Below are 26,503 nucleotides of genomic sequence, written 5' to 3'. Positions count from 1 at the left end.
AATAAGACTAACCATATTAAAGTAAAATATTCATAAATTTTTTATCTTTATAAAATAATTATTGTCATTTTGAAGAAGAATAATCAATTATAAAAAAGTATTTAGAGGTGAATTTAAATGAAGAAAAAATACATAAGAATTATATCTATTTTTATGATATCAATGATGATGTCCATAAATTTTACAAAAGTTGCTTATGCTAAAGATTTAAGGGTAGATGCAGTAAGTGCAATTGCGATAGATAGTATAAGTGGTAGAGTGCTATTTGAACAAAATGGGTATTCTATTGTACCTATGGCCAGCACAACAAAAATAGTAACTGCATTAGTTGCATTAAATTGTGGTAATTTAGATGATGAATTTACAATATCTAAAAATTCAGCATCGGTTAGAGGTTCTACTGTAGGATATAAGGCTGGAGAGAAAATTAAGCTACATGAACTCTTATATGGACTTATGTTTAAATCAGGGAATGATGCAGCCATAGCAATAGCAGAAGGAATTGGTGGTTCTGTAGAGGGATTTTGCAAATTGATGAATGAATATGCATTAACCATTGGAATTTTAGATTCACATTTTGAATCACCTCATGGACTAGATAGTCAAAATCATTATTCCACAGCATATGATTTAGCATTAGCCACAAAAAAGGCTAAAGAAAATCCTAAATTTCATGAAATAGTTTCATCAAAAACAATTTCAAAAGATAAATATGGTTTTACAAGAGACTATCAAAATATAAATAAACTTTTATATCAAATGCCTAATGCTAATGGTGTAAAAACAGGATATACAGGTGGAGCAGGAAAATGTTTAGTATCTTCAGTTAATATGGGAGAGGGAGACATAATAATAGTCACATTAAACTGTACACCAAGATGGGAAGAAACACGCAAAATATATGAATATGTAGAAAAAAATTATGACTATAAAAAAGTAATATCACAAGGAGAAACATTAAAAAATCTTCAAGTGGAAAATGGAAAAGAAGAGTTAAAGCTAGTATGTCAAAAAGACATAGTACTACCTGTAAAAGAAAATGAAAAACTAAACATAGAAGTTGATGCACCAACAAATTTAAAAGCGCCTGTAGAAAAAAACAAAAAAATAGGTAGTGTAAAAATAAGTGATGAAAAAGGAAAAATACTATATGAGGAACTATTATCAGAAAATGAAGTAAACAAAAACCCATTATTTAAAGTAATAAAAGATAAAATATTTAAGAAATAGACAGAATTTAATCCAATGTCATTAGTTTATAAAATGACATTGGATTTTGTTTAATTTGTCTTTATTAAATAAAATTAAAAGTATAGTCATCTAAAACCCATTTATCAGTTAAATCACGAGGATGTCTATTTTTTTTGCCGTGATCATCTTTAAAGCATTTTAAATTTATCTCATTATATTGAACGAGAATTTTTTCTAATTTTCTTTTTTCAGTAATATATTTTTTATTATCGCTTCCCCAAGCAATTATAACTGTATTACATTCTTTTAATGATCCGATTATATAATCTATATTTTTCAATTCATACTGATTTTCACGTTTTGAAAGCTCAGTGGTATAAGAAGACATGTATGCGAAAAGATTTAAAATAATTAATCCACCATAGTCATGGTCTACTAAGAAATTAGTTACGTTAGTCACAGTTCTATCACTCTTTAATTCACTAGCCTTACTTGGATTTACCATTATAATTATAGCTTTCTTTTTATGTTCATCCCAAATTTTAGTTAACTTATACCTATATTTTTCATTATCAGAAAAAATAGCTTCATTACAAATAATAGATTTTTTAATTTTCATAATTATCACCCCTAATTAAATTATAATTTATTATGTGATTTTATCAAATTTAAATTATTGTATATTCTTTTATTAAAGTAAATTATCATAGTAAATTAGTATAACACTTATAGAAAAATCTCTTAAAAGTTTGTTAATTTGAAGATAGAAAATATAAATTATTATTTAAGGTATAAAATGTAACAAAATACTTCTATTGTAAATATTCTAATAGTAGAGTATTACAGGAGGTTTACCGTATGAGTTATGAACCTTATACTTGCATAGACTGCGGTAGTGAATTTTGTCCTTGCCATTTAGCTGAATCAGGAAATTGTATTCTTTGTTCACATTTGGATGGTAAGGATTTTTGTGACTGTTGCAATTGGAATGGGGTTTGTATATACCATGAATTTGTTACAAATAATTTTGAAAGCAAACCAGGCAGAAAATATCAAAAGTGTAACGTTGTATCAAAGAAAATAATAGATGATAAATTATTAATTTTAAAAATATCTGCTAGTGAAAAATTAGTTAGTGAACTTGTTAATCCTGGAAGTTTTGTTTTCTTAAGAAAGGAAGATACTGAGAGCACTTATAACACACCAGTATCTGTTATGGAAAATGACCCTATAAATGATACATTAACTTTTGCAATAGAAATAAAAGGACTGAAAACAAAAGAGTTAGGCAAAATAAATGAAAATGAATCACTTTTAGTAAAAGGTCCTTTTTGGAATGGAATATTGGGACTTAATCCAATTATGGAGTGTAAAAATAAAATATGTTTACTTATAGCTCGTGGAATTGGTCAGGCACCATTATTACCAGTTATGGAGAAATTAAAACACAATAATAATAAACTTATAGTTATGATAGATAAGGCTCCTTTTGAAAATATATTTATAAAAGAGGAATTAGATAAATATGCAGATGAAGTAATAGAATGTAAAACTATTATAGATGGTGGTTTATTAAGCGGAAAGTTTAAAAAAAGTTTAGAACATGTATTAATGGAACATGATTTTGCCATTGTTCATTGTGATGCTGCAGATATTTTAAATTATCAAGTTATGAGAATAGTAGAAGCTCACAATAAAGATATAAAATTTTCTTGTTGCAATAATGAAAAAATGTGTTGTGGAGAAGGCGTTTGTGGATGCTGTACTATAACAAACAATGATGACAAATTAAGAAGACTTTGTAAACTACAAGCTGATCCTAAATACATTTTGGAAGGGAGGAGAAATCTGTGAGGGTTGTCGTAATTGGTGGTGGATGGTCTGGTGTAGCTTCTGCTATAACTGCAAAAAAAGCTGGAGCAGATGTAACATTAATTGAAAAAACTGATTTATTATTAGGTCTAGGCAATGTTGGCGGTATAATGAGAAATAATGGAAGGTATACTGCTGCTGAAGAATTACTAGCACTAGGTGCTGGTGATTTAATCAATATAACAGATAGAAATACTAGACACAAAAATATAGATTTTCCAGGTCATAAACATGCCTGGCTTTATGATGTTAACAAAATAGAACCTGATGTTAGAAGATATGTTAAAAGCTTAGGTATAGATGTAAGATTAATTACAAGAGTTGTAGATGTAGAAAAAAGTGAAGATAAAATAACAGGTGTATATATAAGTGATGGAAGTTTTATAAGTGGTGATGTATTTGTTGAAACAACTGGTTCAACAGGACCTATGGGTAACTGCTTAAGATATGGTAATGGATGTTCAATGTGTATATTAAGATGCCCATCTTTTGGTCCAAGGATTAGTGTAAGTTATAGAGCAGGTGTTGAAGATATTAAAGGTGAAAGAGATGAAGATGTATTTGGAGCATTTAGTGGTTCATGCAAACTTGCAAAAGAAACATTATCTTATGAAATTGTAAAACAACTAGATGAAACTGGAGTTGTAGTGCTAACAGTTCCTAAAGAAGATGTAAATTTAGATAAATTAAAACAAAAAGTATGTCAGCAATATGCACTAAAAGAATTTGCAGAAAATATAATTCTTTTAGATACAGGACATGCAAAACTTATGACTTCATACTATCCATTAGAGAAATTAAGAAAAATTAAAGGACTTGAAGATGCTAAGTTTGTAGATCCGTATGCTGGTGGAAAAGGAAACTCCATAAGATATCTATCAGTTGCTCCACGTGGTGATGATATGAAAGTTGATGGAATATCCAACCTATTCTGTGGTGGAGAGAAGAGTGGACTATTTGTAGGTCATACCGAGGCAATATGCACTGGTAGTCTTGCAGGTCATAATGCTGTAAGAAGTTATCTTGGAATGCCACTTTTAATACTTCCAAGAACTATTGCTATAGGGGATTTAATTGCCTATGCAAATGAAAAAGTTAAAACTAAAGAAGGTAGAAGAAATAGATACACATTTGCAGGTGCAGAATATTTTAAACGAATGGAAGAAACAGGACTTTATTCAATTGATAGTGAAGAAATTTATAATAGAGTAAAAAAAGTTAATTTGGATGATATATTTAATCAAAAACTAATATAGAAATAAAGAGCTGCTTTAATTAAGGCAGCTTTTTATTTAATATAATGTGGAGTAATAAACTTAACAAATTCATATAAAGTATTTATATAAGTTTTAAGATTAAGAAATCATTTTAAGCATATCTTCATATTCTTTAACAAGGTCAGAACATCCCCATAAAACAAAGTTACTTATTTGAGACTTTAAAAAAGATTTAAGATTAATATTAATTACATTCATAACATCTCTATTAGGACTACACATTTCATTTTGACTATATTTATGATATGTTATAATGTTTGATACAGATGTACGAAGTGGAAGAGATTCATCAAAGGTACATAATTTATTAGAAACTAATCCAGAAATAAAACTATCTAAATCATCAGTACTACAATCCTCAAAGTTTAATCCACATTTGTTAGCTATTTTCTTTATATTAAATTTATCATTAGAATCAATACAATCATTTAATAGATTCTTTTCATATAAGTATGTGATTTCGTCTTGATAATTTTTAGGTTGAACATCATTTGAAAAATTAATTCTATTCTCAGTTTTATAAGGGTTTATAGTATTACTACTTTTATATACGATATTATTGGAAAAACTAAATTTAAAACTATAATTAAAATTGTAATTAGAATAAATATTATTTATCATTTAATTAGATTCCTCCCAAATTTAATATTATTTAAGTAGAATGTCATTAGAAAGTATATATTTAATATTATAAGATTTCAAATGTATTTAAGTAATTATATGACATAAATAGATAGTGTAATTTATATAAAATAAGTTTTTAGAAGTTTGTAAAATATAAAGCAATGAAAAATTATAAAAGATTTATTGATAACTTAAAAAATAAGCAAACTTAAGTGAGTTTGCTTATTTTTTAAATAATTTATTTGAAAGATAATGTGACAACATTATAGAAATAGGTAATAATACAAGCAGTATTAAAAATACTGATATTATACTCAATAGAGTTATATATCCAGGGAAAATATTCATTAGTACGTCTTCAACAAAGAATCCCGTGATTTTATATAAAATGTACCAAAACAGTAATGTAATTAAAATAAAAAATATGTTAGATTTTACTTTATTCATAAAACACCTCATAATAATATTTTTTAATTATATGCAAATAAATAAATGTATATTCGTATACATTTGTAAGCATTCAACCGAAGTTAAGTGTTTCGCAATTTATGGTATATTTAAAGGAGGAAAAGTTTGGAACTGGTGATATACTAGTAATGAAAGATATAACTAGTATTGTATCGACATATGGATTAATTTATTGCTTTAATAAAGGGTATGTACCTGATTTGGAGGTAATATATGCATAGTATTATAAAATGGTATAATCAATTAAAGTATAAAAGAAAGAAAATAATAACATTCATAACAATTTCAATTTTAATTTTAATTTCAATTATAATATGGATTTGTACAAGAAGGTATATTGCTAAAAAAGCTATTTTTGATTATATAGATAATCAAGGAATATCTAGGAATGACATTGTAGTTGAAGATTTTGGTAAAGATTGGAAAATTGGCGGGTATAATTATATGATTTCAATTAGAGATGAAGACCCAGAAATCTATTATAAGTATGATTATTATAAGGGTAACATTGGTTTTTCGGCTTCTAAAATGAATGCTCAGTGGATAAAAGAAAAAACCTGGGGTGGAAATTTTTTAAGCGAATATGAGGAAAAAAATTTAAAATACCCACCATTAAAAGATTAATATATATTAAGTCGCATTAGCTAAACAAGGTAACTCTCAGTAGTTGCCTTTTATTTTTTGTAATAAATTATTTGAAGCAATCACTATTTACTACGATATGTATAATGTGGAATGAATTTACATAGGGGCATTAATATGACAAATCTAACCATACCAAGTTTTTTAAGAAGTTTAATTGATACAAACAATAATAAAAATATAAGACCTAAAGGAAAGATAAATAATATAAATACAAATAATCATATTCAAACTAAGAATAATATTAAAAATAAAAATTTTATAGGTAGAAGTGTTGCTTCATTCTTCAAAGGGGGATTAACAGAATTAAAATTTAAAAATAATGTACTGAATATTAAAGAGGGGGTTAATTATAAAGCAAAAACCTTTTTTAGCGGAGATGCAGAATTCACAATAAAGGATTATAAACTTACTAAGCTTATGCAAGTTATTGGAATTGATGATTCAGAAATTTTTTCAAATCAAGAATTAGATGATATAGGAAGAACAGAGCAATTTATTGAGCTTTTAGCAGGAGAGTATCCAATTGATAAAAAGCTTATGCTACTTAGAACATTTTATCCTAATCCATTAGATAGGAAAATTAGGCTTGAAAAATTAGGAGCAGAATGTAATAAGGAAATATCTTTTAATGGCTGTAGTGAAAACTTATATTTTGATGAGAGTGGATGGTTATATACTAAAGAGGAATTAAAAAATCTTAGAGGTGCTTATTTGGAAAGAAATTTTTTTGAATATGGATATAATGAAAATTCTGAAATTATAATAGACGGCAAGGAATATAAATTAGATGAAACAGGACATATATCAGGAATACCAGAAGATGCTATATGTATTCATGGAAAGGTAAAATTAATAAAATAATTTCATATTAGCTTAAAAGATAGTTCTTAGGAGTTACCTTTTATTTTTATTATTAGAATCAATACAATCATTTAATAGATTCTTTTCATATAAGTATGTAATTTCGTCTTGATAATTCTTAGATATATCAGTTAAAAAATAAACATAAAAATAATAAATAAAAAAATAAGCAAACCTAAGTGAGTTTGCTTATTTCTTAAATAATTTATTTGAAAGATAATGTGACAACATTACAGAAATAGGTAATAATACAAGCAGTATTAAAAATACTGATAGTATACTTAATAAAGTTATATACCTAGGGAAAATATTCATTAATACATCTTCAACAAAGAAACCTGTAATTTTATATAAAATGTACCAAATATGAATATATTAAATAAAAATAAAAAAGTTAAATTATTGATTTTAGCGTTGTTAATAGTTATAGTGTTAGTTTTTGTTCTTCCATTTTATATGCCTTTTATGCCACAATATTCTATAAGATTATACTTCAACAGTTATAATACAAAAAACTATGAATTATATAAAAAAGTTACTGCTAGAAATATGGCTTGTGATGTAGATACGTTTAATGAAAAAGGTAAATTATATGTATTTTTTACTAAAAGAACTAAAATGGATAAAGAAACTTTAGAATCAAATATATATGAAATAAAAAGATATAATGATAGTTTAAAAAAGTATACAGACAAAGATATACTTTTTTATAACATATATGGTATAAGTAATGACATTGATGAAGTTGTTGGTCCATATATAACATTAATAAGATCTAATAACAAAAATAAAGCAAAGTGGATTGTTCAAGGAATAGGATATTAATAGAGAAAATTATAAAATCTAGAATAATACATTAAATATTAATTTATAAAATAGGGATTACACATATACTAATTTGTGTAATCCTTATTTTATATTTAATGAAATTATATAAATTTAAGAACTAAATTACAATTATCTTAAAAAATATAAAAGTAGTTGGTATAAGAGTATAGTTTTCAGGTGTTTTTGAAAGTATAAAGTATAGATGAAAAATTATTATTAGGAGGAGTATAAATGGAAAATAATATGGCTATGGAATATCCAATGTTTTGTTATCAATGTGAGCAAACTGCAGGGGGAAAGGGATGCACGAAATTGGGAGTTTGTGGGAAAACACCTGAGGTTGCAGCATTACAAGATTTATTGATTTATCAGATTAAAGGAATTAGCTGTTATGCTAATAAATTAGTTGAAAAGGGTGAAAATGTAGATAAAAATATAGTGAGTTTTATCGAAAATTCACTGTTTACAACATTAACAAATGTAAATTTTGATGCAGATGTTCATATTGAAATGTTAAAGGAATCTCAAAAAATAAAAGAAAAATTAAGGAAAAGTGTTGGTAAAATTGGAAATGACACTGAACATGCTACATATAATTTAAGTGATACTAAATCAGAAATGCTAAGAGATGCAAAAAAGGCAGGAATAATGTATGACCAAAATCTTGATCCAGATATACGATCATTAAGACAAACAATAGTTTATGGATTAAAAGGAATAAGTGCTTACGGACATCAAGCAAGGGAATTAGGATATTACGACAATCAAGTTGATAATTTTTATATAAGAGCATTAGAAGCAACTACAGATGATACTCTATCAGTTGAAGAGTTAATAAGGTGGACGATGAGAACAGGGGATATGAGTGTTGCTGTGATGAAAAAATTAGATGAAGCGAACACTACAGTTTATAAAAATCCTTCACCACATAAAGTAAATGTACATATTAAAAAGGGACCATTTATAATTGTATCAGGACATGACTTAAAAGATCTTGAAATGCTATTACAACAAACCGAAGGAAAAGGGATAAATATATATACACATGGAGAGATGATACCTAGTCATGGTTATCCTGAATTAAAAAAGTATTCTCATCTTGTTGGAAACTTTGGTGGAGCTTGGCAGGATCAACAAAAAGAGTTTGATGATATTAAAGGCTGTATACTTATGACAACTAATTGTCTTATGAGACCAAGGGATTCTTATAAAGATAGAATATTTACAACAAGTGTCGTTGGCTGGGATGGAGTTAAACATATAGGAAAGAATAATGATGGTAAAAAGGACTTTAGTGAAATAATTAATAAAGCTTTAGAACTAGGGGGATATGAAGAGGATCAAGAGCCATATGAAATATTAGTTGGATTTGGACATCATGCAACTTTGAGTCATGCAGAAGATATAGTTAATGCAGTAAAGGAAGGAAAAATAAGGCACTTTTTCTTAATAGGTGGTTGTGATGGAGCAAGACCAGGAAGAAACTATTATACTGAATTTGCTAAGAAGGTTCCAGAAGATTGTATAATATTAACATTAGCTTGTGGAAAATATAGATTCAATAAATTAAAATTTGGTGAAGTTGCAGGACTTCCGAGGTTATTAGATATAGGACAATGCAATGATGCATATTCTGCGGTGAAAATTGCAACAGCACTTGGAGATGCATTTGGAACAGATGTTAATGGATTGCCATTATCAATTATTTTATCATGGTATGAACAAAAAGCAGTTGCAGATTTACTTGCTTTATTATCATTAGGAATAAAGAGTATATATCTTGGACCATCGCTTCCAGCATTTTTAAGTCCAAATGTTCTTCAATATTTAGTTGATACATTTGATTTAAGAGCAATAAGCACAGTTGAGGATGATCTAAAGTCTTGCTTAAAACAGAATATTTAATGTAATAAGTTAACTTTTAAAATGAATGTTTAAGTAGAATTGTATTAAAAGAATAAGGTGATTTAATGTGATTTATTTACAACAAATTGTTTTGATTTAAGTAGCAATATTAAATAAATTAGATAGTTTAAATTATTTAATATATAAATAAATAGATTTTAGAGAATGTAATTACAAGGTGAAAAAGATGTTTTATGTAATATTGATTATTAAATTATGGAAGTTTAAGAAATATTACTAAATTAACATGTATAATTTACACAAGTAATAACAATTTTTTTGCGTCACATGATCCAAAGACCCTTAAATATTAACTTGGACAATAAAAAGATGTATCACCCTTTTTATTGTCTTTTTTTTATAATTGTAATTAAGATTTTAGATTGAGAAAATGCAATTAAATTTATATTAGTATAATAATCAAAAAGCTTTTTTGATAAATAAATTATTTTTAAAAGAAAATCTTCATTCTAAATTTAATATTTATATATGCATATAAAATAAGCAGTAACAAACAATATATTTGAAATATATTATTTGGAGGTGCTGTTAATGTTTGAACACAAAAAACAATTACTACACGATGTTAAAGTTGAAAAGCCTAATCCTCAATATGCAGTTTTAATGCAAGAGCAGTTAGGTGGTGGAAATGGTGAGCTTAAAGCAGCAATGCAATATATGGCTCAAAGCTTTAGAATAAAAGATCCAGAAATAAAAGATTTATTTTTAGATATAGCAGCAGAAGAGCTTAGTCACATGGAAATGGTAGCACAAACGATAAATTTATTAAATGGTCATGATGTAAATATTAATGAAGTTAATAGTGGAGAGGTTCAAACACATGTTCAATGTGGTTTATCACCAGTATTAATTAATTCATCAGGTGCACCATGGACTGCTGATTATGTCACTGTGACAGGTGATTTAGTTGCAGATTTATTATCTAACATAGCATCAGAGCAAAGAGCAAAAGTTGTATATGAATATTTGTATCGTCAAATTGATGATAAAGAAGTTAAAGCAACTATAGATTTCTTACTTAATAGGGAAGAGGCTCATAATGCATTATTTAGAGAGGCATTAAATAAAGTACAAAATACTGGATCAAATAAAGATTTTGGAGTTACTGAGGATTCTAAATTATACTTTAATTTATCTAATCCAGGACCTTCTCATGAAGCACCTAACCCTACTCCACCTTCATTTGAGAATCCACGAAGATAAAAATATATACGAAATATTTAAAAGCTGTTTATATAATCTAATTAATGATATATAAACAGCTTATTTTTTATATGATGTTTATGAAATAATTTTATAAAAATGTGTTTACATTAATATATAAGATTATAAAAAAATTGAACTGATACTTAATAAGTATATTGTAAAAATACGGAGTGCTTTAAAATATATCAATTTATACTTTTGTTTTTTAAAATAAAAAAATATTTAGAAAAATTGATTTAAGTTTAATTAAAATGGTATTTTATACAAATAATTTTAAAAAAAATTAACAAATGTAAAATTTTTTTAAAAATATAGTAAAGTTTTTAAAAAATAATACGAAAATAATGTTGTAATTATATGTTTTAAGTAGAATAATATATAAAAAATAGTAAAAAATATATTAATTAGATTATATTATATAATCATTATTTAATGTATAAATTGATATGAGGGGGACTTAAATATGTATGGAAAAACATTGAAAAAACATATACATACAACGATATTGTCTATTATAATTGTAGGTGTTTTAGTGTATTTAAAAGGTTTTATGATAAACTTTGTAGATGCTAAAATTATTAATCTTTTAATATTACCTTTTTTAGTTAGTGTTGTTGTAAATGTTGTAAAATGGGTGGCTTTTTTTGCTGTGCCATTTATTTGGAAATCAAGTACAATTTCATTTGAGAAAGCTATTAATAAAAATATTCACTTTAAATGTACAGATGAAATTTCTCAATTTATAGTTAAAGTGGGAGCATTATTTTCAATTAGTGAAGCAACTGTGGATAAACACAACAAAAATGAAAAAGGTAAAAAAGGATTTATTAACTGTTTAGAAGTAAGAGATTATGAAAGTAAAGAAGAAAAGAAAATGGTTCTTGCATCACTTGGTGCTAGTTGGAATATTCAAACTAAAAATGAACTTTATGAAACATTAAATCAATTAATAGATGAAAATAATTTTTCAGATGTGGAATTTGATATAAATAACAATAAGTGGTTTGTAAAAATGTTAGAAAAAGAAAATTTAAAGTTTGAAAATCTTAAAAACAAAAGAAGTTCAAAGCATCAAACAGCTTTTAATCTTCAAAGGGCAGTCTTATTATTAAGAGAAGCATTAACTTGTGATTTAATAACTATAGAAGAGTTTGAAGAATTTAAAGCTAATATATATAATCTTATTAAAAAAGAATTTAAGTCAATGGAAGATTTGATTATAGATTATTTAATTGGAGTAGCTTATTTCTATGAAGAAAAAATAATTTTTGGACCTGTAACAATAAATGATAGAATAAAAGGTATAAAAATTTTAATTGAAAACAACTACTTTGATAGAGATTTAAATGATATATAAGATTAATTTTATGTATAATATACTTAAGTAGTTTCGGCTATAATGTATAATAAAATAATGAAAAATAATAAATTATAAGAAATACCATATTATTTAAAAATAATATGGTATTTCTTATAATTTAAAATGAACCTTTTATTAAATATATGCGTCTAATAAGTGTAAAGCAAAAAAGTAGCGCTACAATTTGCAAGGAAAGGTAGGAAGTCAATTGAATAAAGAAACATTTAAAGAAAAAGTTCTTGAGACTGAATCTACTTTGTATAATGTATCTAAATCAATTCTTAGTAATGATAAAGATTGTGAAGATGCAGTTCAAGAAGCAATCCTAAAGGCTTATAATAAATTGAAAACATTAAAAGAAGAAGAATATTTTAAAACATGGCTAATTAGGATATTGATAAATGAATGTTATAGTTTGAAACGCAAAGAATTGAAAACATTATCTTATGAAGAATGTTTTGATATTGCTTCTGATAATAATAAAGATGAATATAGTGAATTGTATTTTGCAATTCAAAAATTACCAGAACGCATTAGGATTACAATTGTTCTTTATTATGTAGAAGGGTACTCTATAAAGGAAATTAAAAAAATTTTGAAGATACCTGAAGGAACTGTAAAAAGTAGATTAGCAAAAGGGCGAAAATTGTTAAAAATAAAATTAGAATACATGGAGGAAATCTATGAATAATTATAATTGGAATGATGCCTTTCCAAATACACCTAAGAATTTTAAAAGTAAGGTAAGTATGACATTAAATAGCTTACCAGATGAAAGGGAGCAGGGTATAATGAAAGGTAAAATGATAAAAAGCAAAATTACGGTTGCGTTAGTAGCTACTATGATATTAGGAACAACTGCATTTGCAGGAGGAAAAGTAATATCTATAAATTCAAGTTCAAGTAATATACCAACATATACTAAAATGCCTACAGCAGAAAAAATAAATAATGATTTTGGATTTAATCCTAAATTAGTTGAAAAGTTTGAAAATGGGTATGTATTTACAGGTGGGTATGTTGTAAATAATGAAGGTAAAGATGAACAAGGAAATTCTATAATGAAAACTAAATCTCTTGATTTTGATTATGAAAAAGGTGATGATAAAATAGGTTTTTATATGGAAAATAAAGAAATAGATGAAGAAACAGAAAAAAAACAAGCTGTTGATACGTATAAAAATGTAGAATTATATTATAATTCTTATGATAATAAAGTTGTTCCAGGAGATTATGAGATGACAGAAGAAGATAAACAAGACAAATTATCTGGAAAATATGTTTTTAGCTTTGGATCTGATGATGTGAGAATTTCTAAGGTTCAAGGATTGAGTTGGAAAGAAAATGGGATTAGATATGGATTTACAGCTATTGACTCCGAAATATCACAAGATGAATTAGTTGAAATGGCTCATCAAGTTATTGATAGTAAATAGAAATATATTATGAATAAAAAATACCGCAATATTTATAAAGAATTTTGTGGTATTTTTTTGTTTATAGAAAATTTAACTATTTAAATAAGAGGGCATAGTTAAATATTAACTAATTGTAAAATAAAACATAAAAATACAAAATAATGAAAATAAATAAACGTATATGATATAATTTTATTGATTTATTAGGAATGTTTAAGGGGGGGGATAATTTTGGGGTATATTAAAAATCAATGGGAAATTATTAAGATTAATTTTAAAATTAATAGATTATATTGTTTAATATATGTTTTTATGAGAATGATAATTGCATTTATTCCAGCATTTTATGTGGTAGCGTACTCAAAGTTTATTGATAATGTACTTAATTTATATGAAGGTGTATCAAATTATAAGTTATTACTATCATCTTTTCTATGGATTACAATATTGACTTTTATAAAATACTTAAGCATAAGTTTTAATGAAGTCATTTCTAATAAAATAAAAATCAACTTATTAAAGGCATTAAAACTTAAAATAGTTGAAAAAAAGGCAAAGCTTAAATATGAACTTATAGAAAATAAAGAAGTTTGGGATTTGATTTATAGAACTTCAAAAGGAATTCCAGATAAGATAAATGTAGGATTTGTAAGTTTTTTTGATCTTATGGAAATTACCATAAAGATTTTTTCAGTTGTTTTAATAATATGGAAATTTTCTAAAACAATTGCTGTAATAGTATTTATATGTTTTATTCCTGTTATCATTGTATCTATAAAATCAGGGAAAAATGATTATAGTGGGTATGTAGATATAGAAAAAATTGAGAGAAAAATTGGAAGTTACGAAGAGATTCTTACATCAAAAGAATATGCAGAAGAAAGAAAAATATTTAATTACACTGAATGGTTTTCAAAAAAATGTAAGGATACTTATAATACTATGATATCTATGTTTTTAAAATTTAAGATTAAATTTTATATGAAGGTGAAAATTACTAGTTTTATTATTACATCTATATTATTTATTATAATTTTTCTTCTTATGAATTTAACCATTAATAAAGTTATAACAATAGGGTTATTTACATCTATGGTTGCACAACTTATGGAAATATCTAATAGCATAGCTTGGCAACTTTCAGGTATTGTATATAAACTTACTAATAGCAATTTGTATATGAATGATTATTTAAACTTTTATAATCTAGAAGAAATAACTTGTAAATCTTTTTCTAATAATTATTTTGATAGAATTAAAACTATTGAATTTAAAAATGTAAATTTTAAATATCCGGGAAATAGTGAGAATACTCTTAAAAATCTAAATTTAAAACTAGGGAATAATGAAAATTATGCTATTGTAGGAGAAAATGGAGCAGGAAAATCTACAATAACTAAACTTTTATTAAAACTTTATGATAATTACGAAGGAGAAATTCTTATAAATGGTATAGAGTTAAAGAAAATAAAAAATGTAACATCGTTATTTGCAGTAGTATTTCAAGATTATGCTAAATATGAAATTAGCATAAGAGATAATATACTTTTTGGTGATAATGATAAAGTATCAGAAAAGATTTTATACGAGTATTTTAATTCTGTAAACTTTAATATAGACAAGAAAAGGTTTGATGAAGGTTTAGATACCGAATTAGGAAGACTTACAAATAAGAATACAGATATGTCAATAGGACAGTGGCAAAAATTAGCTATGATTCGCTCCTTATGTGAAAAAGGAAGTTTTTATATATTGGACGAGCCAACAGCTGCATTAGATCCTGTAACTGAAACTATTATATATAAGGATTTTATTAAAATATTAAGTGAAAATCCTGCAATAATAATAACTCATAGACTAGGAGCTGCTAAACTTGCAGATAAAATTATAGTAATTAAAGATGGAACTAATGTTGAATTTGGAAGTCATGAAGAATTGATGTCAAAAGAAAGTTTATATAGAAATATGTATGAAAATCAGAGCAGGTGGTATAGTGATGAAAAGTCAGAATGCATTTAAAATAATGTTTAAAGAAGTAAAAAGAATAGGTTATAAAAACCCAGGTATTACTATAATGATTCTTGTAGCAAGTTTTATTGAAGCTTTATTACTTTTAGGGAATACTATGGCTTTAAAAAACTTTTTTGAAAAAATCACATATGCAGTAAAAAGTAATGCAGGAGTAAGTTGCACATTAACAGCATTTATAATATTATTTATCATTGTAATATTAAGTGATTTTTTTAATGCTTTAAATAATTTTCTTGCAGATAAACAAGCAATGATATCTAGAAAAATTATAATGGAAGAATTTTACATAAAAATGAAAAGTATGAAGCTGTTATATTTTGAAAATCCTAAATTTCTCGATACTTTAGATAAGGCAAAAGCAGGAATAGATGGTAGTATAAATGCAGTTATTTCATTAGAATTTATTTTAGGAAAACATATTATTTATTTTGTGATAATAACTATATATTTGTATAAAATTCATCCACTTTTAAGTTTAACAATTTTTTGTACATTTATTCCTACATTTTTTAGTTATGTACTAAGAAATAGAATTAAAAGTAAATTAGAAAATAGTATTGCATTGCAAAGAAGAAAAGTTAGTGCTTATGAAGATTATATAGGACATAAAAATTATTTTAAAGAAACAAGACACTTAGGTGCAGTTAAGTTTTTTAAAATGAGATTAGAAAATTCTTTAAATGAACTTACTAAATTAAGTATTAAATCATTCAAAGAAATAAGTATTATAAAATTAATTATTAATTTTATTTATTTTTTAGGTTTTATATTAATAATAGGAATCATATATTATCTTACTTTAATAAAATCTATTTCAGTAGCAGAAACAGGTGCAGTTTTAACTACAGTTATTACTATGTATAATCAAATGGATAATCTATTTAATTTTCAGATAGCAGGTGTTTCGGAAAGTTATAATAGTCTTTATAATCTTAATAAAATACTAGATTATGAAGAGGATAACAGTGGAGAACAAATTTGTGAAGACGAAAAAAATATTAATATATCAATGAAAAATGTAGATTTTAATTATCCTAACTCTGAAAAAAAAGTTCTAGAAAATATATCAATAGACATAAATTCTGGAGAAATAATTGCAGTAGTAGGTGAAAATGGCTCTGGAAAAACCACATTATCTAAAGTTATAACAGGTCTTTATGAACCTACAAAAGGAGATATATTTTATAATGGAAAGTCATTTAGAAATATAGATATGACGTCTATTTATAAAAAAATTTCTATAGTATTTCAAAAGTTTAATCATTATCCAATAACTGTTAAAGAAAATGTTGCATTAGGAAATATTGATAATTTAGATGAATTAAAAGTATGTAAAGAACTTGAAAAAGTTAATCTTAATTATATTAAGGAAAAGCTTCATGATGGTATAAATACATTACTTTCAAAAGAATTTGGTGGTACAGATTTATCAATTGGACAATGGCAAAGAATTGCTATAGCAAGAGCAAATTATAAAGATGCTTCATTAATTGTATTTGATGAACCCACTGCATCACTAGATCCATTACAAGAAATGGATATAATGAAAAACTTTATTGAGACTACAAAAAATAAAACTAGAATACTTGTAACTCATAGAATTGGTGCAGCAAGACTTGCTGATAGAATTATAACTATGAAAGATGGAGAAATCATTGAAGTGGGAACTCATGATGAACTTATTAACATGAATGGAGAATATGCTTATTTATACAATAGTCAGAAGCAATGGTACAATAATTAACTAAGTTATTTAAAATGAATAATTTTTATGAAAAATATGTTATTATTATTTAAAAGATAAAGAAAATTTACAAAATGGAGGAGCATATATCATGATTGAATATAAATTTGATACTCAGTTATTAATTGAAGGAGAAAATCTTTCAGAAGATGGAATTAATGAATATATAAAAAAGAATATTGAAGGGGATTGTTTACTTGCTGTTGGAGATGATGAACTTATTAAAATTCATTTTCATACAAATACTCCATGGAAAGTACTTGAATATTGTGCTTCATTAGGGGATATTTATGATGTTGTTATTGAAAATATGGAACGTCAAGCTGAAGGACTTAAAGGTTAAGAAATAGATTGTTATATAAATATCGCATTATTCAAGATTTTTGAATTTGCGATATTTTTTATATTGTTTTCAACTAATTTGCTAGCAAATTTAATAAAAAATCATTCTTTAAAATTGGAAATCCAATTTTCACATTCACTGTCCACCGTCAATTGTCAATTGTCAATTTTTAAAAATATAGATTAAAACTTAAAATTAAAATTCTCAAATAAAACATGAATAACTTAAAGTTTTAACTTGGATTCCTATATAGGGTTCCAAGTTCATCTTCATAATTATCAATTCCAAAACTTGGATACCCTTAAGAGTGAGACTAGCTCGGAAGCATTTTATAATAAGTATTTCTTTTGAAAACAATATATTTACAGCTGAAAAAATATTTTTGAATTCGAGCTTGTTTCCCTATAGTTGTTGACAACTTAAACTTATAAATGTATTATATGAGTATAAACGCATATACTCATATAGGGCTGGTGATAAATACAATGGATATAATACAAATGTTAAAAGTTTTAGGTGATGAAAATAGAATTAGAATATTAAATTTATTGAAAGATGGGGAACTATGTGTATGTGAGATTGAATATATATTAGGAATTACACAATCTAATGCATCAAGACATCTTACTAAGTTAAATATATTTAACTTAATTATAGCTGACAAAAAAGCTCAGTGGGTTTACTATAGATTAAATAAAAATACATTAGAAGAATTCCCTTTTATAAGAGAACTTTTAGATAATGAATTAAATAAAATGGAGATATGCAATAGTGACAGAGATAACTTAATAAAATATAAAAAAAGTGGAATGAATTGTGAAACATTAAGAGAATATAAAAATGATATTAAAAGCAGTTGTATATGTAATAAATAATTAATGGAGGCAGAAAATGAGTGATTTTAAAAAAGTAGATGTTAGAGATGCTGTACGTAATAGTTATGGGAAAATAGCTATTGAAAATGTAACTAAAAATGGATGTTGTAGTGGTGGAATTAAGTTGAAAAAATCCTCAATAGAAATATCAAGTAAGATTGGATATTCTGATGAAGATATGTCAAATGCACCTCAAGATGCTAATATGGGCTTAGGTTGTGGAAATCCACAGTTAATAGCTAATATAAAAGAAGGAGAAACAGTTATAGATCTTGGAAGTGGAGCTGGATTTGACTGCTTTTTAGCTTCAAAGAAAGTTGGAAGCAATGGACATATTATTGGTGTTGATATGACACCTGAAATGATTAGTAAATCAAGAACTATGACTAGAAAATATAAATATAAAAATGTAGAATTTAGATTAGGTGAAATTGAAAATCTTCCAATTGCAGATAATACAGCAGATGTAATTATTTCAAATTGTGTTATAAATTTATCTCCAAATAAACAAAGAGTATATGATGAAGCTTATCGTGTATTAAAAAATGGTGGTAGAGTAGCTATTTCAGATATAGTTCTTATTAGAGAACTAACAGAGGAAATGAAACAAGATGAAAAACTTTACTGTGGCTGAGTTACAGGGGCATCTTCAGTTGAAGAGTTAGAAATATATTTAAAAAAAGCTGGTTTTAGTGAAATTAAAATTGAAACTAAAGAGGTATCAAAAGAATATGCAGAAAAATGGGCACATAATTTAAAAGTTGGTGAATATATTATGTCTGCATCTGTAAAAGCAGTAAAAATTAAAAAATAGAAAACTTATTAAAACATCACAGTGTGGAAGTTAAAGTTCTGTGATGTTTTTTATTATATATGAATTTAAATTTTGTTTAATTAAAAATCATAAATTATAAGCAATATTGAAAATATAGCTAAAACGAAAATAGTATTTAATAATCAATATTTAGAGTTTAAAACTTATCTTTTTGAAGTTTATAAGACAGAATTAAGTAGAAAAATATATCAGAAATGATACAAATTTATATTTAAAAAGAATCATATACAATATATAACATATATGATACAATTTTCAATAAATATGCAGAAAAATCAGAAAATAAGGAGGGGGAATGTATATGTATGATTTTAGTGTAATAATTCCAGTTTTTAATACAGAAAAATATTTAAGGGAATGTATAGATAGTATTTTAAATCAAGATAATAAAAATTTGGAAATTATTTTAATTGATGATGGATCTACAGATGAAAGTGGTGAAATATGTGATTTATATCATAAAAAAGAATCAAGAATTAAGGTAATTCATAAAATAAATGGAGGACCTTCAAAGTCACGGAATTGTGGACTTGATATTGCAAATGGCAAATATATAATGTTTGTAGATAGTGATGATTATCTTGCAAATAATAATGTTATATCTAAGTTTTTTAGCATATTTGAAGAACATGATTGTGATATTATATACGGAGTTTATAAGGGTTTTATAGATAAAAATTATAAATCATGTACATATGAAATTTATCCAAAAGTATTACGAGTAAAAAATGAAGATATAAAAACATTAAGTACAGAAGAAGTTATACAATTGTTATTTGACAATGAAAACTACTATGTTTCTCCAACAATTAAAATTTATAAAAAGGAATATTTAGATATAAATAACTTTAGATTTAAAGAAAATGTGTATCTTGAAGATGAAGAATGGACTCCAAGAATACTTTTAAACTGTAAAAAAATATATTTATATAATGATAAATTTTATATGAGAAGAATTAGAGAAGATTCAATAATGACAATAATTAAAGATGAAAAGAGATAAAAAAAAATAGAAGATTTAATTGAAATTTCTAAGGATATGACAAAATATATAGAAACTAATTGTAAAAATAGTAAATTAAAAAATACATTTGAAGATTATTATAAATCATTTAAAAATATTTATATAAGATTATACAATGAAATTACAGATAATAATATTAAAGTTAAAGCAAAAGAGATAATAGAAAACGATCTAAAGGGAAGTGAGTTTTTTGAATAGCTTTGATGAAAGCATGATTGTTATGAATGAGCTGTTTGGCAAAGATTATCAATTTGCATTAGCAACAACAATAAATGATATGCCTTCAATTAGATTTGTAGATGCATTTTTTGATAAAGGAAGTTTTTATATTGTAACTTATGATAATACACAAAAAGTTAAAGAAATAAATACTAATAAAAATGTGTCATTATGTAATGAAATGTACAACTTTAGTGGTATTGCAAAGAATATTGGACATCCATTAGATAAAAAGAATCATGAGATTAGAAAAAAACTAGTAAAAGTATTTGAACCTTGGTATTTTATACATAATGATGAAAGTGATGAAAAAATGTGTTATATAGAAATAAAGATGACACATGGATTTTGTTATAAAGATGGCATTGGATATAAGATGGACTTTATTAATAAGAAAGCAAAAAAATTTTCATTTGAATGTGATATTGTATTTGTTAAATGACTTTAGATATATTGGAGTGAAGGCTATGATAAAATTATATAATCTAGTTAATAGTACTTTAGAACAAATTGATTTTAATGAAATATGGAATGGATTTGAAAGAGGAGATTTTGCTTTATACAATAAAGAAAAAGTATATTTAAAGGACAAGGTTATTCCTTATGATAATAGATTTTTAGGAAATACAACAATAAAGTATAAAGGAAAAAACTTAGCAATTTGGAATGTGGAAAATGAAAGTGATGAAGAATATAGGGAATTAACAGCCAATATAGTTCACGAAATGTTTCATTCATATCAATTTTTAAAAGGTGAAACTAGATTTCCTAACGATATAGAAGGTTTATCCTATCCTAATATTTTAGAAAATTATAATTTAAAATATAATGAAAATAGTTTATTGATTAACGGATTAGATGCAAAAAATAAAAGTGAAAAAGTTAGAATATTTAAAAAACTAGTGGCATCAAGAAAGCTAAGATTAAAGAAATTTGGAGACTTAATAAAATATGAATTTGAAATTGAAACTGCTGAAGGAAGTGCAGAGTATTGTGGAGTTAAATCATTAAGAATAATATCAGATGATTTATATGAAAAACGTATTGAAAGTTATAAAAAGTTAATTATTGAAGAAGAGAAAATATTATTTGATATTCGTAAATCTTGCTATTTTACAGGAACATTGTTTTTATTATTTTTAGATGAAATAGGGGTTGATTTTTCAAGAAAAATAGAAAATGAACAACTTACAATATTTGAGCAAGTAGCATATTCGATAGATACAAGTGATGTAAATTTAGAATATGTGGACAACCCAGAAATTGAAAAACAATTTAGAAAAGAAAAATTAAAAAAAGAAAATATAATTAATAAATTTTTAAAAGATAAATTATCTTTAGTTAAAGGAAAGTTTGATATTTGTGGTTATGATCCAATGAATATGTTCAAAGTAAATAATAGAATTTTCTGTAGTCATTTTATTATTTTAAGGAATATTGAAACAAAAGAAAAAATTTTTATCAATGGACCAGTTTTAATAAAAATAGATGAAGAAGCAGGTTATGTTAAAGAATATTATAAGATTAAGTAATGTGGGGTGGGGGTATGGAGAAAAACAATAGTTTTTACTGGCTTGGAAGTGATGATATGTCTCTTAACAAAGATACAATTAAAAATTGTGGAGAAATAGTTATTGGGTATTATGGTGGTAACACTGAGAGTGGTGCAGATAAGAATGAAGATGCTGCAGTTTTACTTTGCGATAAAAATAGTAAATGGAAATTTGCCGTCTTACTTGATGCACATGGAACAAGTGAAAGTGCTAAATTAGTTATTGAAAATATAAAAAAAGAACAATGTTCCATAGAAAAAAATTTAAATATGTCTATAAAAAATGCTTTTATACAGTTACATAAATTGTTTTTTAATATGTTTAACAATGAAGATTTTAAAGAAAAGTGTAAAAATGTAAATGGAGAAACAGCATGTTTAATAGTTGCTCAAAAAGAGGAGTATCTTTGGTGGATGTCTATAGGTGATAATCGTGTGTATTTATTACATCCTGAACTTATGGAGTTAAATCAATTTGCATTAAATGAAAGACAATTTTATGAATGGATTGGAAAAGTTAACACTTTTGATTGTGATATTCCTTGTTATACAACTGGAACTAGATTACTAAGAGAAGGAAAAAATTATATATATTTAATTACTGATGGAGTATTAGAGTGTGGAAATAGAAAATTTGAAGATGATAGAGAGTTATGTAATATGTTAGTGGACAATGGTGATATATCAGGAAATATATCAAAAGTTCTTAATGAAGTTCATAAATTAAAGGGAAGAGATAGTGCTACAATGATAGGTTGGAGTTATTTTAATAATAAAAAGGCTCCTAGGCCAACAAGATAAATTTAAATTATAAAATATAAAAAAGACTAGGTTATAGAGATAGGAAGGCAAATTTTATGATTAGAAAAGTTAAAAAGGAAGATTTACAAACTATAAAAGATTTAATGCAATCAATACCTTATTTTTGGCATGAGTGCTGGAATGATGAAATATTAGAGAAGGCATGTAGTTCTGCTAGTGCTCTTCCATTTGTATATGAAGAAAATGGTGAAATTTTAGGAGTAATATTTGCATATGACTTTGGATTTAGAGGATATATTGCTAAACTTGCAACTGCAGAAAAGGCAAGAGGACGAGGAATAGGAAAAAGTCTAATTAAGCATGTTGAAAATATTCTAAGGGAAAATGGATGTGAACTAATAATTACAGACGTATTAGAATCAGCAGAATCATTTTATAAAGAATTAGGGTTTGACTATCCTAAAGCAATATTATTAAGAAAAAGGTTAATGAATTAAATTTTATATAGTAGTTATTTAAGCTAATAAAAAGAAAGAACTGTTTGCTCTTTCTTTTAGTAATAATTATCCATTTACAATTTCGCCACCATTAATATGTATGGTTTGACCTGTTATATATGAAGCTTCATTACTTGCTAAAAATACGTATGCACCAGCACACTCTACTGGTTGCCCAGGTCTTTTCATAGGTGTCTTATTGCCAAATTGAGAAAGTTGTTGAGAGTCAAAAGTGCATGGTATTAATGGTGTCCATATAGGACCTGGAGCTACAGCATTAACTCGTATTCCTTTAGGAGCTAATTGCATAGATAGTGATCTTGTAAAAGATACTAAAGCACCTTTAGTCATAGAATAATCTATTAAAGTTTCATGTCCATGATAAGCAACAACAGAGGCTGTATTTATTATACAATCACCACATTTCAAATTAGGAAGAACAGCTTTAGTTAAATAAAATGCTCCATAAACATTGGTTTTAAAAGTTTTATCAAATTGCTCATCAGTTATGTCAGTTAAGTTTTTTTGAACATATTGAACTGCTGCATTATTAACTAAAATATTAATTTGGTTGAACTCACTTAAAGTAGAATCTACAGCTTCTTTGCAAAAAGTACTGTCTTTTATATCACCTTTTATTAAAAGACAGTGTGCGCCTTCAGCTTCTATAAGTTCTTTTGTATTTTTAGCATCTGTATCTTCATTAAAATAAATTATACTAATGTTACATCCAGATTTTGCAAAGGCTATAGCCACAGCTTTACCAATACCACTGTCTCCACCAGTAATTAAAGCTACTTTATCTTTTAGTTTGTTGTTTGACTTATTATATAAGGGATCATCATATATAGGATTTGGTTTCATTTCATACTCAAATCCAGGTTGATGATTTTGATATTGATTGGGAAATGAATTTGGAAAAGTCATAAATTAATGCTCCTTTTTTTATATTTTAATTATACAGTTATGATTTCCTTGTAAGGTGAATTTATACTTTTTATTAAGGGGGTTAAATATAAAAAGTAATGAAAGTGTAGGATAAGTGGATTATTTTCAATACATAAAAATGTTTAAGGTTATTATATAAATAAAGTAAGTTGTATAATTTAGTAAGATGGTTAGTTTAAAGAGATAGGGCGATAAAATACTAAGGGGGTATATTTAATGATAATTTTAAATGAATGTGAATTTGGTAATGTTGTTGAATTATTAAACCAAGAAAAGGTACACTCTACATTTGCATATGCAGTTGTAGAAGGAATTCAAAAGGGAAAGATTTATGTAGATACCAATATGAAACCTAAATGTTGTTTGATAGTTTGTGAAAGTGGAAAATACTTAGTGGCAGGAGAAACAATTAATGATGATTTTAATGAATTCATACAGGAATATTTATTGAATAGAAAAAATCATAGAAACTACTTCGATTTATATTGTTCTTCTACAAAGTGGATTGTTAAATTAAATAAAATGCTTGGTAATAATGCAGCTAAATTGAGTAGAGAATTATTTGTATGGGATTATTCAAAACTATCATCAATTTTAAAATGGAGTGAAATAAAAGAAAATGGAAATGGATTTGAAGTAAAAAAGATGAATTCTACCTTATTTGAAAAATATATAAAAGAAGTAGATTCATCATATAAAAATCTATGGGAATCATCAGATAACTTTCTTAAAAATGGATTTGGATTTTGTGTATTAAAAGATAATAAATTTGTGAGTGTTTGTAATACATATTATGTAAGACAAGGAGTTGCTGAAATTGATATTATAACAATGGATGAATTTAGAAGCAAGGGATTTGCATTATTGGCTTGTTCAGAATTTATAAAACATTGTGTAAAAAATGATATTAAACCTGTGTGGGATTGTGATAAGGGCAATGAGAATTCTAAAAAGCTGGCTATTAAACTAGGGTTTAAGATAGTGGAAACTTATGAAATGTATTGGTGGCATGAAGATAGAAAGTTTGTTGAAGAATATCTAAATAAATTTAATTATAACACTAAAAAATATGAAGGAGAATAGATTTATGAAGTTAATTGATATTACTAAAAACAATTGGGAAAAGATTGTATGTCTAACTACAAATAAGGAAAATATGCCTACACTTTGTGAAGAATATGTTGCATCAAATGCTTTCTCAATTGTACAAGCTAAGTATGAAGAAACATGGATAACTAAGGCAATTGAACATGATGGAGAGATTATTGGATTTACAATGTATGGATATTGTGAAGAGCAGAAGTTTTATGAGCTTTGTAGGATTATGATTGATAAAAAATATCAAGGACATGGTTTTGGAACAAAGGCAATAAAAATGGTATTGGAAGAAATGAAAAACATTAAGAATTGTAAAGAAGTTTTCTTGTCAACTGACTCTGAAAATATGAGAGGAAAGCATATTTACGAAAAGATAGGATTTATTAATACTGGAAAAAAGATTGATGATGAAGAGTTATATTATTATAAATTTTAATGTTTTTGATAAAAGATATTAAAAATAACTATATTAATGGCATAGGCCTAATGGAATTATAAATTAAATAAAGGAGATAGAATGAAAAGAGAATTAGGAATTGCACGTTGTGGACTTGCTTGCTCATTGTGTTCTGAAAATACAAAATGTTCTGGATGTGACTCAGGAAACTGTACAGGTAAAGAATGGTGTGAAAATCGTAAATGTTCTATAAAAAAATGTATAGATGCTTGTTATTCCTGTAATGAAGAATGTCATAAAGGATTATTAAACAAAATAAAGCCTTATGGATTTACGTTGTTTATACAAAGGTATGGAATAGAGAAACTTCTTGATTGCTTAGAACAAAATGAAAAAAATGGTGTTGTATATCATAGAGATGGGATAAATGGAGATTATGATGATTTTGATGATGTAAATAAATTAATAGAGTTTATTAAATCAGGCAAGAAATAATATTTAT

Annotated in this window: 29 protein-coding genes; 26 read left to right on the top strand and 3 right to left on the bottom strand. The window is 25.6% G+C overall.

What is annotated here, in order from left to right:
• Window positions 1–117 precede the first annotated feature (117 nt).
• Window positions 118–1,230, top strand: coding sequence for a D-alanyl-D-alanine carboxypeptidase family protein (locus tag BN346_RS13570; RefSeq protein ID WP_040329306.1), 1,113 nt, complete (start codon window positions 118–120; stop codon window positions 1,228–1,230).
• Between the two features lie 64 nt (window positions 1,231–1,294).
• On the opposite strand, the gene BN346_RS13565 is transcribed toward BN346_RS13570, so the two are convergent.
• Window positions 1,295–1,810, bottom strand: a complete 516-nt coding sequence (locus BN346_RS13565; protein WP_051540420.1) for a DUF1643 domain-containing protein — start codon at window positions 1,808–1,810, stop codon at window positions 1,295–1,297.
• Between the two features lie 239 nt (window positions 1,811–2,049).
• Here BN346_RS13565 and BN346_RS13560 point away from each other — a divergent pair, with 239 nt between their 5' ends.
• Both BN346_RS13560 and BN346_RS13555 read left to right on the top strand, forming a co-directional pair.
• Complete coding sequence (locus BN346_RS13560) at window positions 2,050–3,045, top strand: sulfide/dihydroorotate dehydrogenase-like FAD/NAD-binding protein (RefSeq protein ID WP_040329305.1); 996 nt, start codon at window positions 2,050–2,052, stop codon at window positions 3,043–3,045.
• Window positions 3,042–4,319, top strand: coding sequence for an FAD-dependent oxidoreductase (locus tag BN346_RS13555; RefSeq protein WP_040329303.1), 1,278 nt, complete (start codon window positions 3,042–3,044; stop codon window positions 4,317–4,319). The genes BN346_RS13560 and BN346_RS13555 overlap by 4 nt, the downstream gene beginning before the upstream one ends.
• A gap of 99 nt (window positions 4,320–4,418) precedes the next feature.
• Here BN346_RS13555 and BN346_RS13550 read toward each other — a convergent pair whose 3' ends face one another.
• Window positions 4,419–4,961: a hypothetical protein gene (locus BN346_RS13550; RefSeq protein WP_040329302.1), complete on the bottom strand. Its 543-nt coding sequence runs from the start codon at window positions 4,959–4,961 to the stop codon at window positions 4,419–4,421.
• Window positions 4,962–5,512: 551 nt separating this feature from the next.
• On the opposite strand from BN346_RS13550, the gene BN346_RS21735 reads away from it, so the two are divergent.
• From BN346_RS21735 to BN346_RS13455, 20 genes are all read left to right on the top strand, one after another.
• Window positions 5,513–5,653: a hypothetical protein gene (locus BN346_RS21735; RefSeq protein ID WP_158644497.1), complete on the top strand. Its 141-nt coding sequence runs from the start codon at window positions 5,513–5,515 to the stop codon at window positions 5,651–5,653.
• Window positions 5,646–6,056 carry a DUF3139 domain-containing protein gene (locus BN346_RS13545; protein WP_051540419.1) on the top strand — a complete coding sequence of 137 codons (411 nt, stop codon included), beginning with the start codon at window positions 5,646–5,648 and terminating at the stop codon, window positions 6,054–6,056. Before BN346_RS21735 ends, BN346_RS13545 begins: the two co-directional genes overlap by 8 nt.
• A 135-nt stretch (window positions 6,057–6,191) precedes the next feature.
• Window positions 6,192–6,938: a hypothetical protein gene (locus tag BN346_RS13540; RefSeq protein ID WP_040329301.1), complete on the top strand. Its 747-nt coding sequence runs from the start codon at window positions 6,192–6,194 to the stop codon at window positions 6,936–6,938.
• A 366-nt stretch (window positions 6,939–7,304) separates the two neighbouring features.
• A complete protein-coding gene (locus BN346_RS13535) occupies window positions 7,305–7,763 on the top strand; it encodes a hypothetical protein (RefSeq protein ID WP_040329300.1) in 459 nt (152 codons plus the stop codon).
• 234 nt (window positions 7,764–7,997) lie between these two features.
• On the top strand, window positions 7,998–9,671 hold the full coding sequence (hcp, locus tag BN346_RS13530) for a hydroxylamine reductase (protein ID WP_040329298.1): 1,674 nt from the start codon (window positions 7,998–8,000) through the stop codon (window positions 9,669–9,671).
• 552 nt (window positions 9,672–10,223) lie between these two features.
• Window positions 10,224–10,895, top strand: a complete 672-nt coding sequence (locus BN346_RS13525; RefSeq protein ID WP_040329297.1) for a manganese catalase family protein — start codon at window positions 10,224–10,226, stop codon at window positions 10,893–10,895.
• A gap of 466 nt (window positions 10,896–11,361) precedes the next feature.
• Window positions 11,362–12,255, top strand: coding sequence for a DUF1266 domain-containing protein (locus tag BN346_RS13520; protein WP_040329295.1), 894 nt, complete (start codon window positions 11,362–11,364; stop codon window positions 12,253–12,255).
• 211 nt (window positions 12,256–12,466) lie between these two features.
• On the top strand, window positions 12,467–12,949 hold the full coding sequence (locus tag BN346_RS13515; protein ID WP_040329294.1) for an RNA polymerase sigma factor: 483 nt from the start codon (window positions 12,467–12,469) through the stop codon (window positions 12,947–12,949).
• Window positions 12,942–13,694 (top strand): hypothetical protein, encoded by a 753-nt coding sequence (locus tag BN346_RS13510; RefSeq protein WP_040329293.1) that lies wholly within the window; start codon window positions 12,942–12,944, stop codon window positions 13,692–13,694. The genes BN346_RS13515 and BN346_RS13510 overlap by 8 nt, the downstream gene beginning before the upstream one ends.
• 213 nt (window positions 13,695–13,907) lie before the next feature.
• Window positions 13,908–15,695, top strand: coding sequence for an ATP-binding cassette domain-containing protein (locus BN346_RS13505; RefSeq protein WP_051540418.1), 1,788 nt, complete (start codon window positions 13,908–13,910; stop codon window positions 15,693–15,695).
• The gene (locus BN346_RS13500; RefSeq protein WP_040329292.1) at window positions 15,673–17,451 is read left to right on the top strand and encodes an ABC transporter ATP-binding protein; all 1,779 of its coding nucleotides are present in this window, start codon (window positions 15,673–15,675) and stop codon (window positions 17,449–17,451) included. Before BN346_RS13505 ends, BN346_RS13500 begins: the two co-directional genes overlap by 23 nt.
• A gap of 91 nt (window positions 17,452–17,542) precedes the next feature.
• Window positions 17,543–17,794 carry a dihydroxyacetone kinase gene (locus BN346_RS13495; RefSeq protein WP_040329290.1) on the top strand — a complete coding sequence of 84 codons (252 nt, stop codon included), beginning with the start codon at window positions 17,543–17,545 and terminating at the stop codon, window positions 17,792–17,794.
• A 485-nt stretch (window positions 17,795–18,279) separates the two neighbouring features.
• The gene (locus BN346_RS13490) at window positions 18,280–18,669 is read left to right on the top strand and encodes an ArsR/SmtB family transcription factor (RefSeq protein WP_040329288.1); all 390 of its coding nucleotides are present in this window, start codon (window positions 18,280–18,282) and stop codon (window positions 18,667–18,669) included.
• A 16-nt stretch (window positions 18,670–18,685) separates the two neighbouring features.
• On the top strand, window positions 18,686–19,483 hold the full coding sequence (arsM, locus tag BN346_RS13485) for an arsenite methyltransferase (RefSeq protein ID WP_158644496.1): 798 nt from the start codon (window positions 18,686–18,688) through the stop codon (window positions 19,481–19,483).
• A 322-nt stretch (window positions 19,484–19,805) separates the two neighbouring features.
• A complete protein-coding gene (locus tag BN346_RS13480; protein ID WP_051540417.1) occupies window positions 19,806–20,507 on the top strand; it encodes a glycosyltransferase family 2 protein in 702 nt (233 codons plus the stop codon).
• A 36-nt stretch (window positions 20,508–20,543) separates the two neighbouring features.
• Window positions 20,544–20,726 carry a hypothetical protein gene (locus BN346_RS13475; RefSeq protein ID WP_040329287.1) on the top strand — a complete coding sequence of 61 codons (183 nt, stop codon included), beginning with the start codon at window positions 20,544–20,546 and terminating at the stop codon, window positions 20,724–20,726.
• Window positions 20,719–21,189, top strand: coding sequence for a pyridoxamine 5-phosphate oxidase (locus BN346_RS13470; protein WP_101541707.1), 471 nt, complete (start codon window positions 20,719–20,721; stop codon window positions 21,187–21,189). The genes BN346_RS13475 and BN346_RS13470 overlap by 8 nt, the downstream gene beginning before the upstream one ends.
• A 25-nt stretch (window positions 21,190–21,214) precedes the next feature.
• Window positions 21,215–22,279 (top strand): hypothetical protein, encoded by a 1,065-nt coding sequence (locus BN346_RS13465; protein ID WP_040329286.1) that lies wholly within the window; start codon window positions 21,215–21,217, stop codon window positions 22,277–22,279.
• Window positions 22,280–22,293: 14 nt separating this feature from the next.
• Complete coding sequence (locus BN346_RS13460; protein WP_040329284.1) at window positions 22,294–23,100, top strand: PP2C family serine/threonine-protein phosphatase; 807 nt, start codon at window positions 22,294–22,296, stop codon at window positions 23,098–23,100.
• 56 nt (window positions 23,101–23,156) lie between these two features.
• On the top strand, window positions 23,157–23,558 hold the full coding sequence (locus BN346_RS13455; protein WP_040329282.1) for a GNAT family N-acetyltransferase: 402 nt from the start codon (window positions 23,157–23,159) through the stop codon (window positions 23,556–23,558).
• 66 nt (window positions 23,559–23,624) lie between these two features.
• Here the strand turns inward: BN346_RS13455 and BN346_RS13450 are convergent, their stop codons facing one another.
• The gene (locus tag BN346_RS13450) at window positions 23,625–24,485 is read right to left on the bottom strand and encodes an SDR family oxidoreductase (RefSeq protein WP_040329281.1); all 861 of its coding nucleotides are present in this window, start codon (window positions 24,483–24,485) and stop codon (window positions 23,625–23,627) included.
• 237 nt (window positions 24,486–24,722) lie between these two features.
• Here BN346_RS13450 and BN346_RS13445 point away from each other — a divergent pair, with 237 nt between their 5' ends.
• From BN346_RS13445 to BN346_RS13435, 3 genes are all read left to right on the top strand, one after another.
• Complete coding sequence (locus BN346_RS13445; RefSeq protein ID WP_040329280.1) at window positions 24,723–25,589, top strand: GNAT family N-acetyltransferase; 867 nt, start codon at window positions 24,723–24,725, stop codon at window positions 25,587–25,589.
• Window positions 25,590–25,593: 4 nt separating this feature from the next.
• The gene (locus BN346_RS13440; RefSeq protein WP_051540415.1) at window positions 25,594–26,040 is read left to right on the top strand and encodes a GNAT family N-acetyltransferase; all 447 of its coding nucleotides are present in this window, start codon (window positions 25,594–25,596) and stop codon (window positions 26,038–26,040) included.
• Window positions 26,041–26,121: 81 nt separating this feature from the next.
• Window positions 26,122–26,496, top strand: coding sequence for a hypothetical protein (locus tag BN346_RS13435; RefSeq protein ID WP_040329277.1), 375 nt, complete (start codon window positions 26,122–26,124; stop codon window positions 26,494–26,496).
• Window positions 26,497–26,503 lie beyond the last annotated feature (7 nt).

Source organism: Clostridium ihumii AP5 (assembly GCF_000612845.1).
Taxonomy (GTDB): Bacteria; Bacillota; Clostridia; order Clostridiales; family Clostridiaceae; genus Clostridium_J; species Clostridium_J ihumii.
This window is presented reverse-complemented; position numbering and strand designations above follow the sequence as displayed.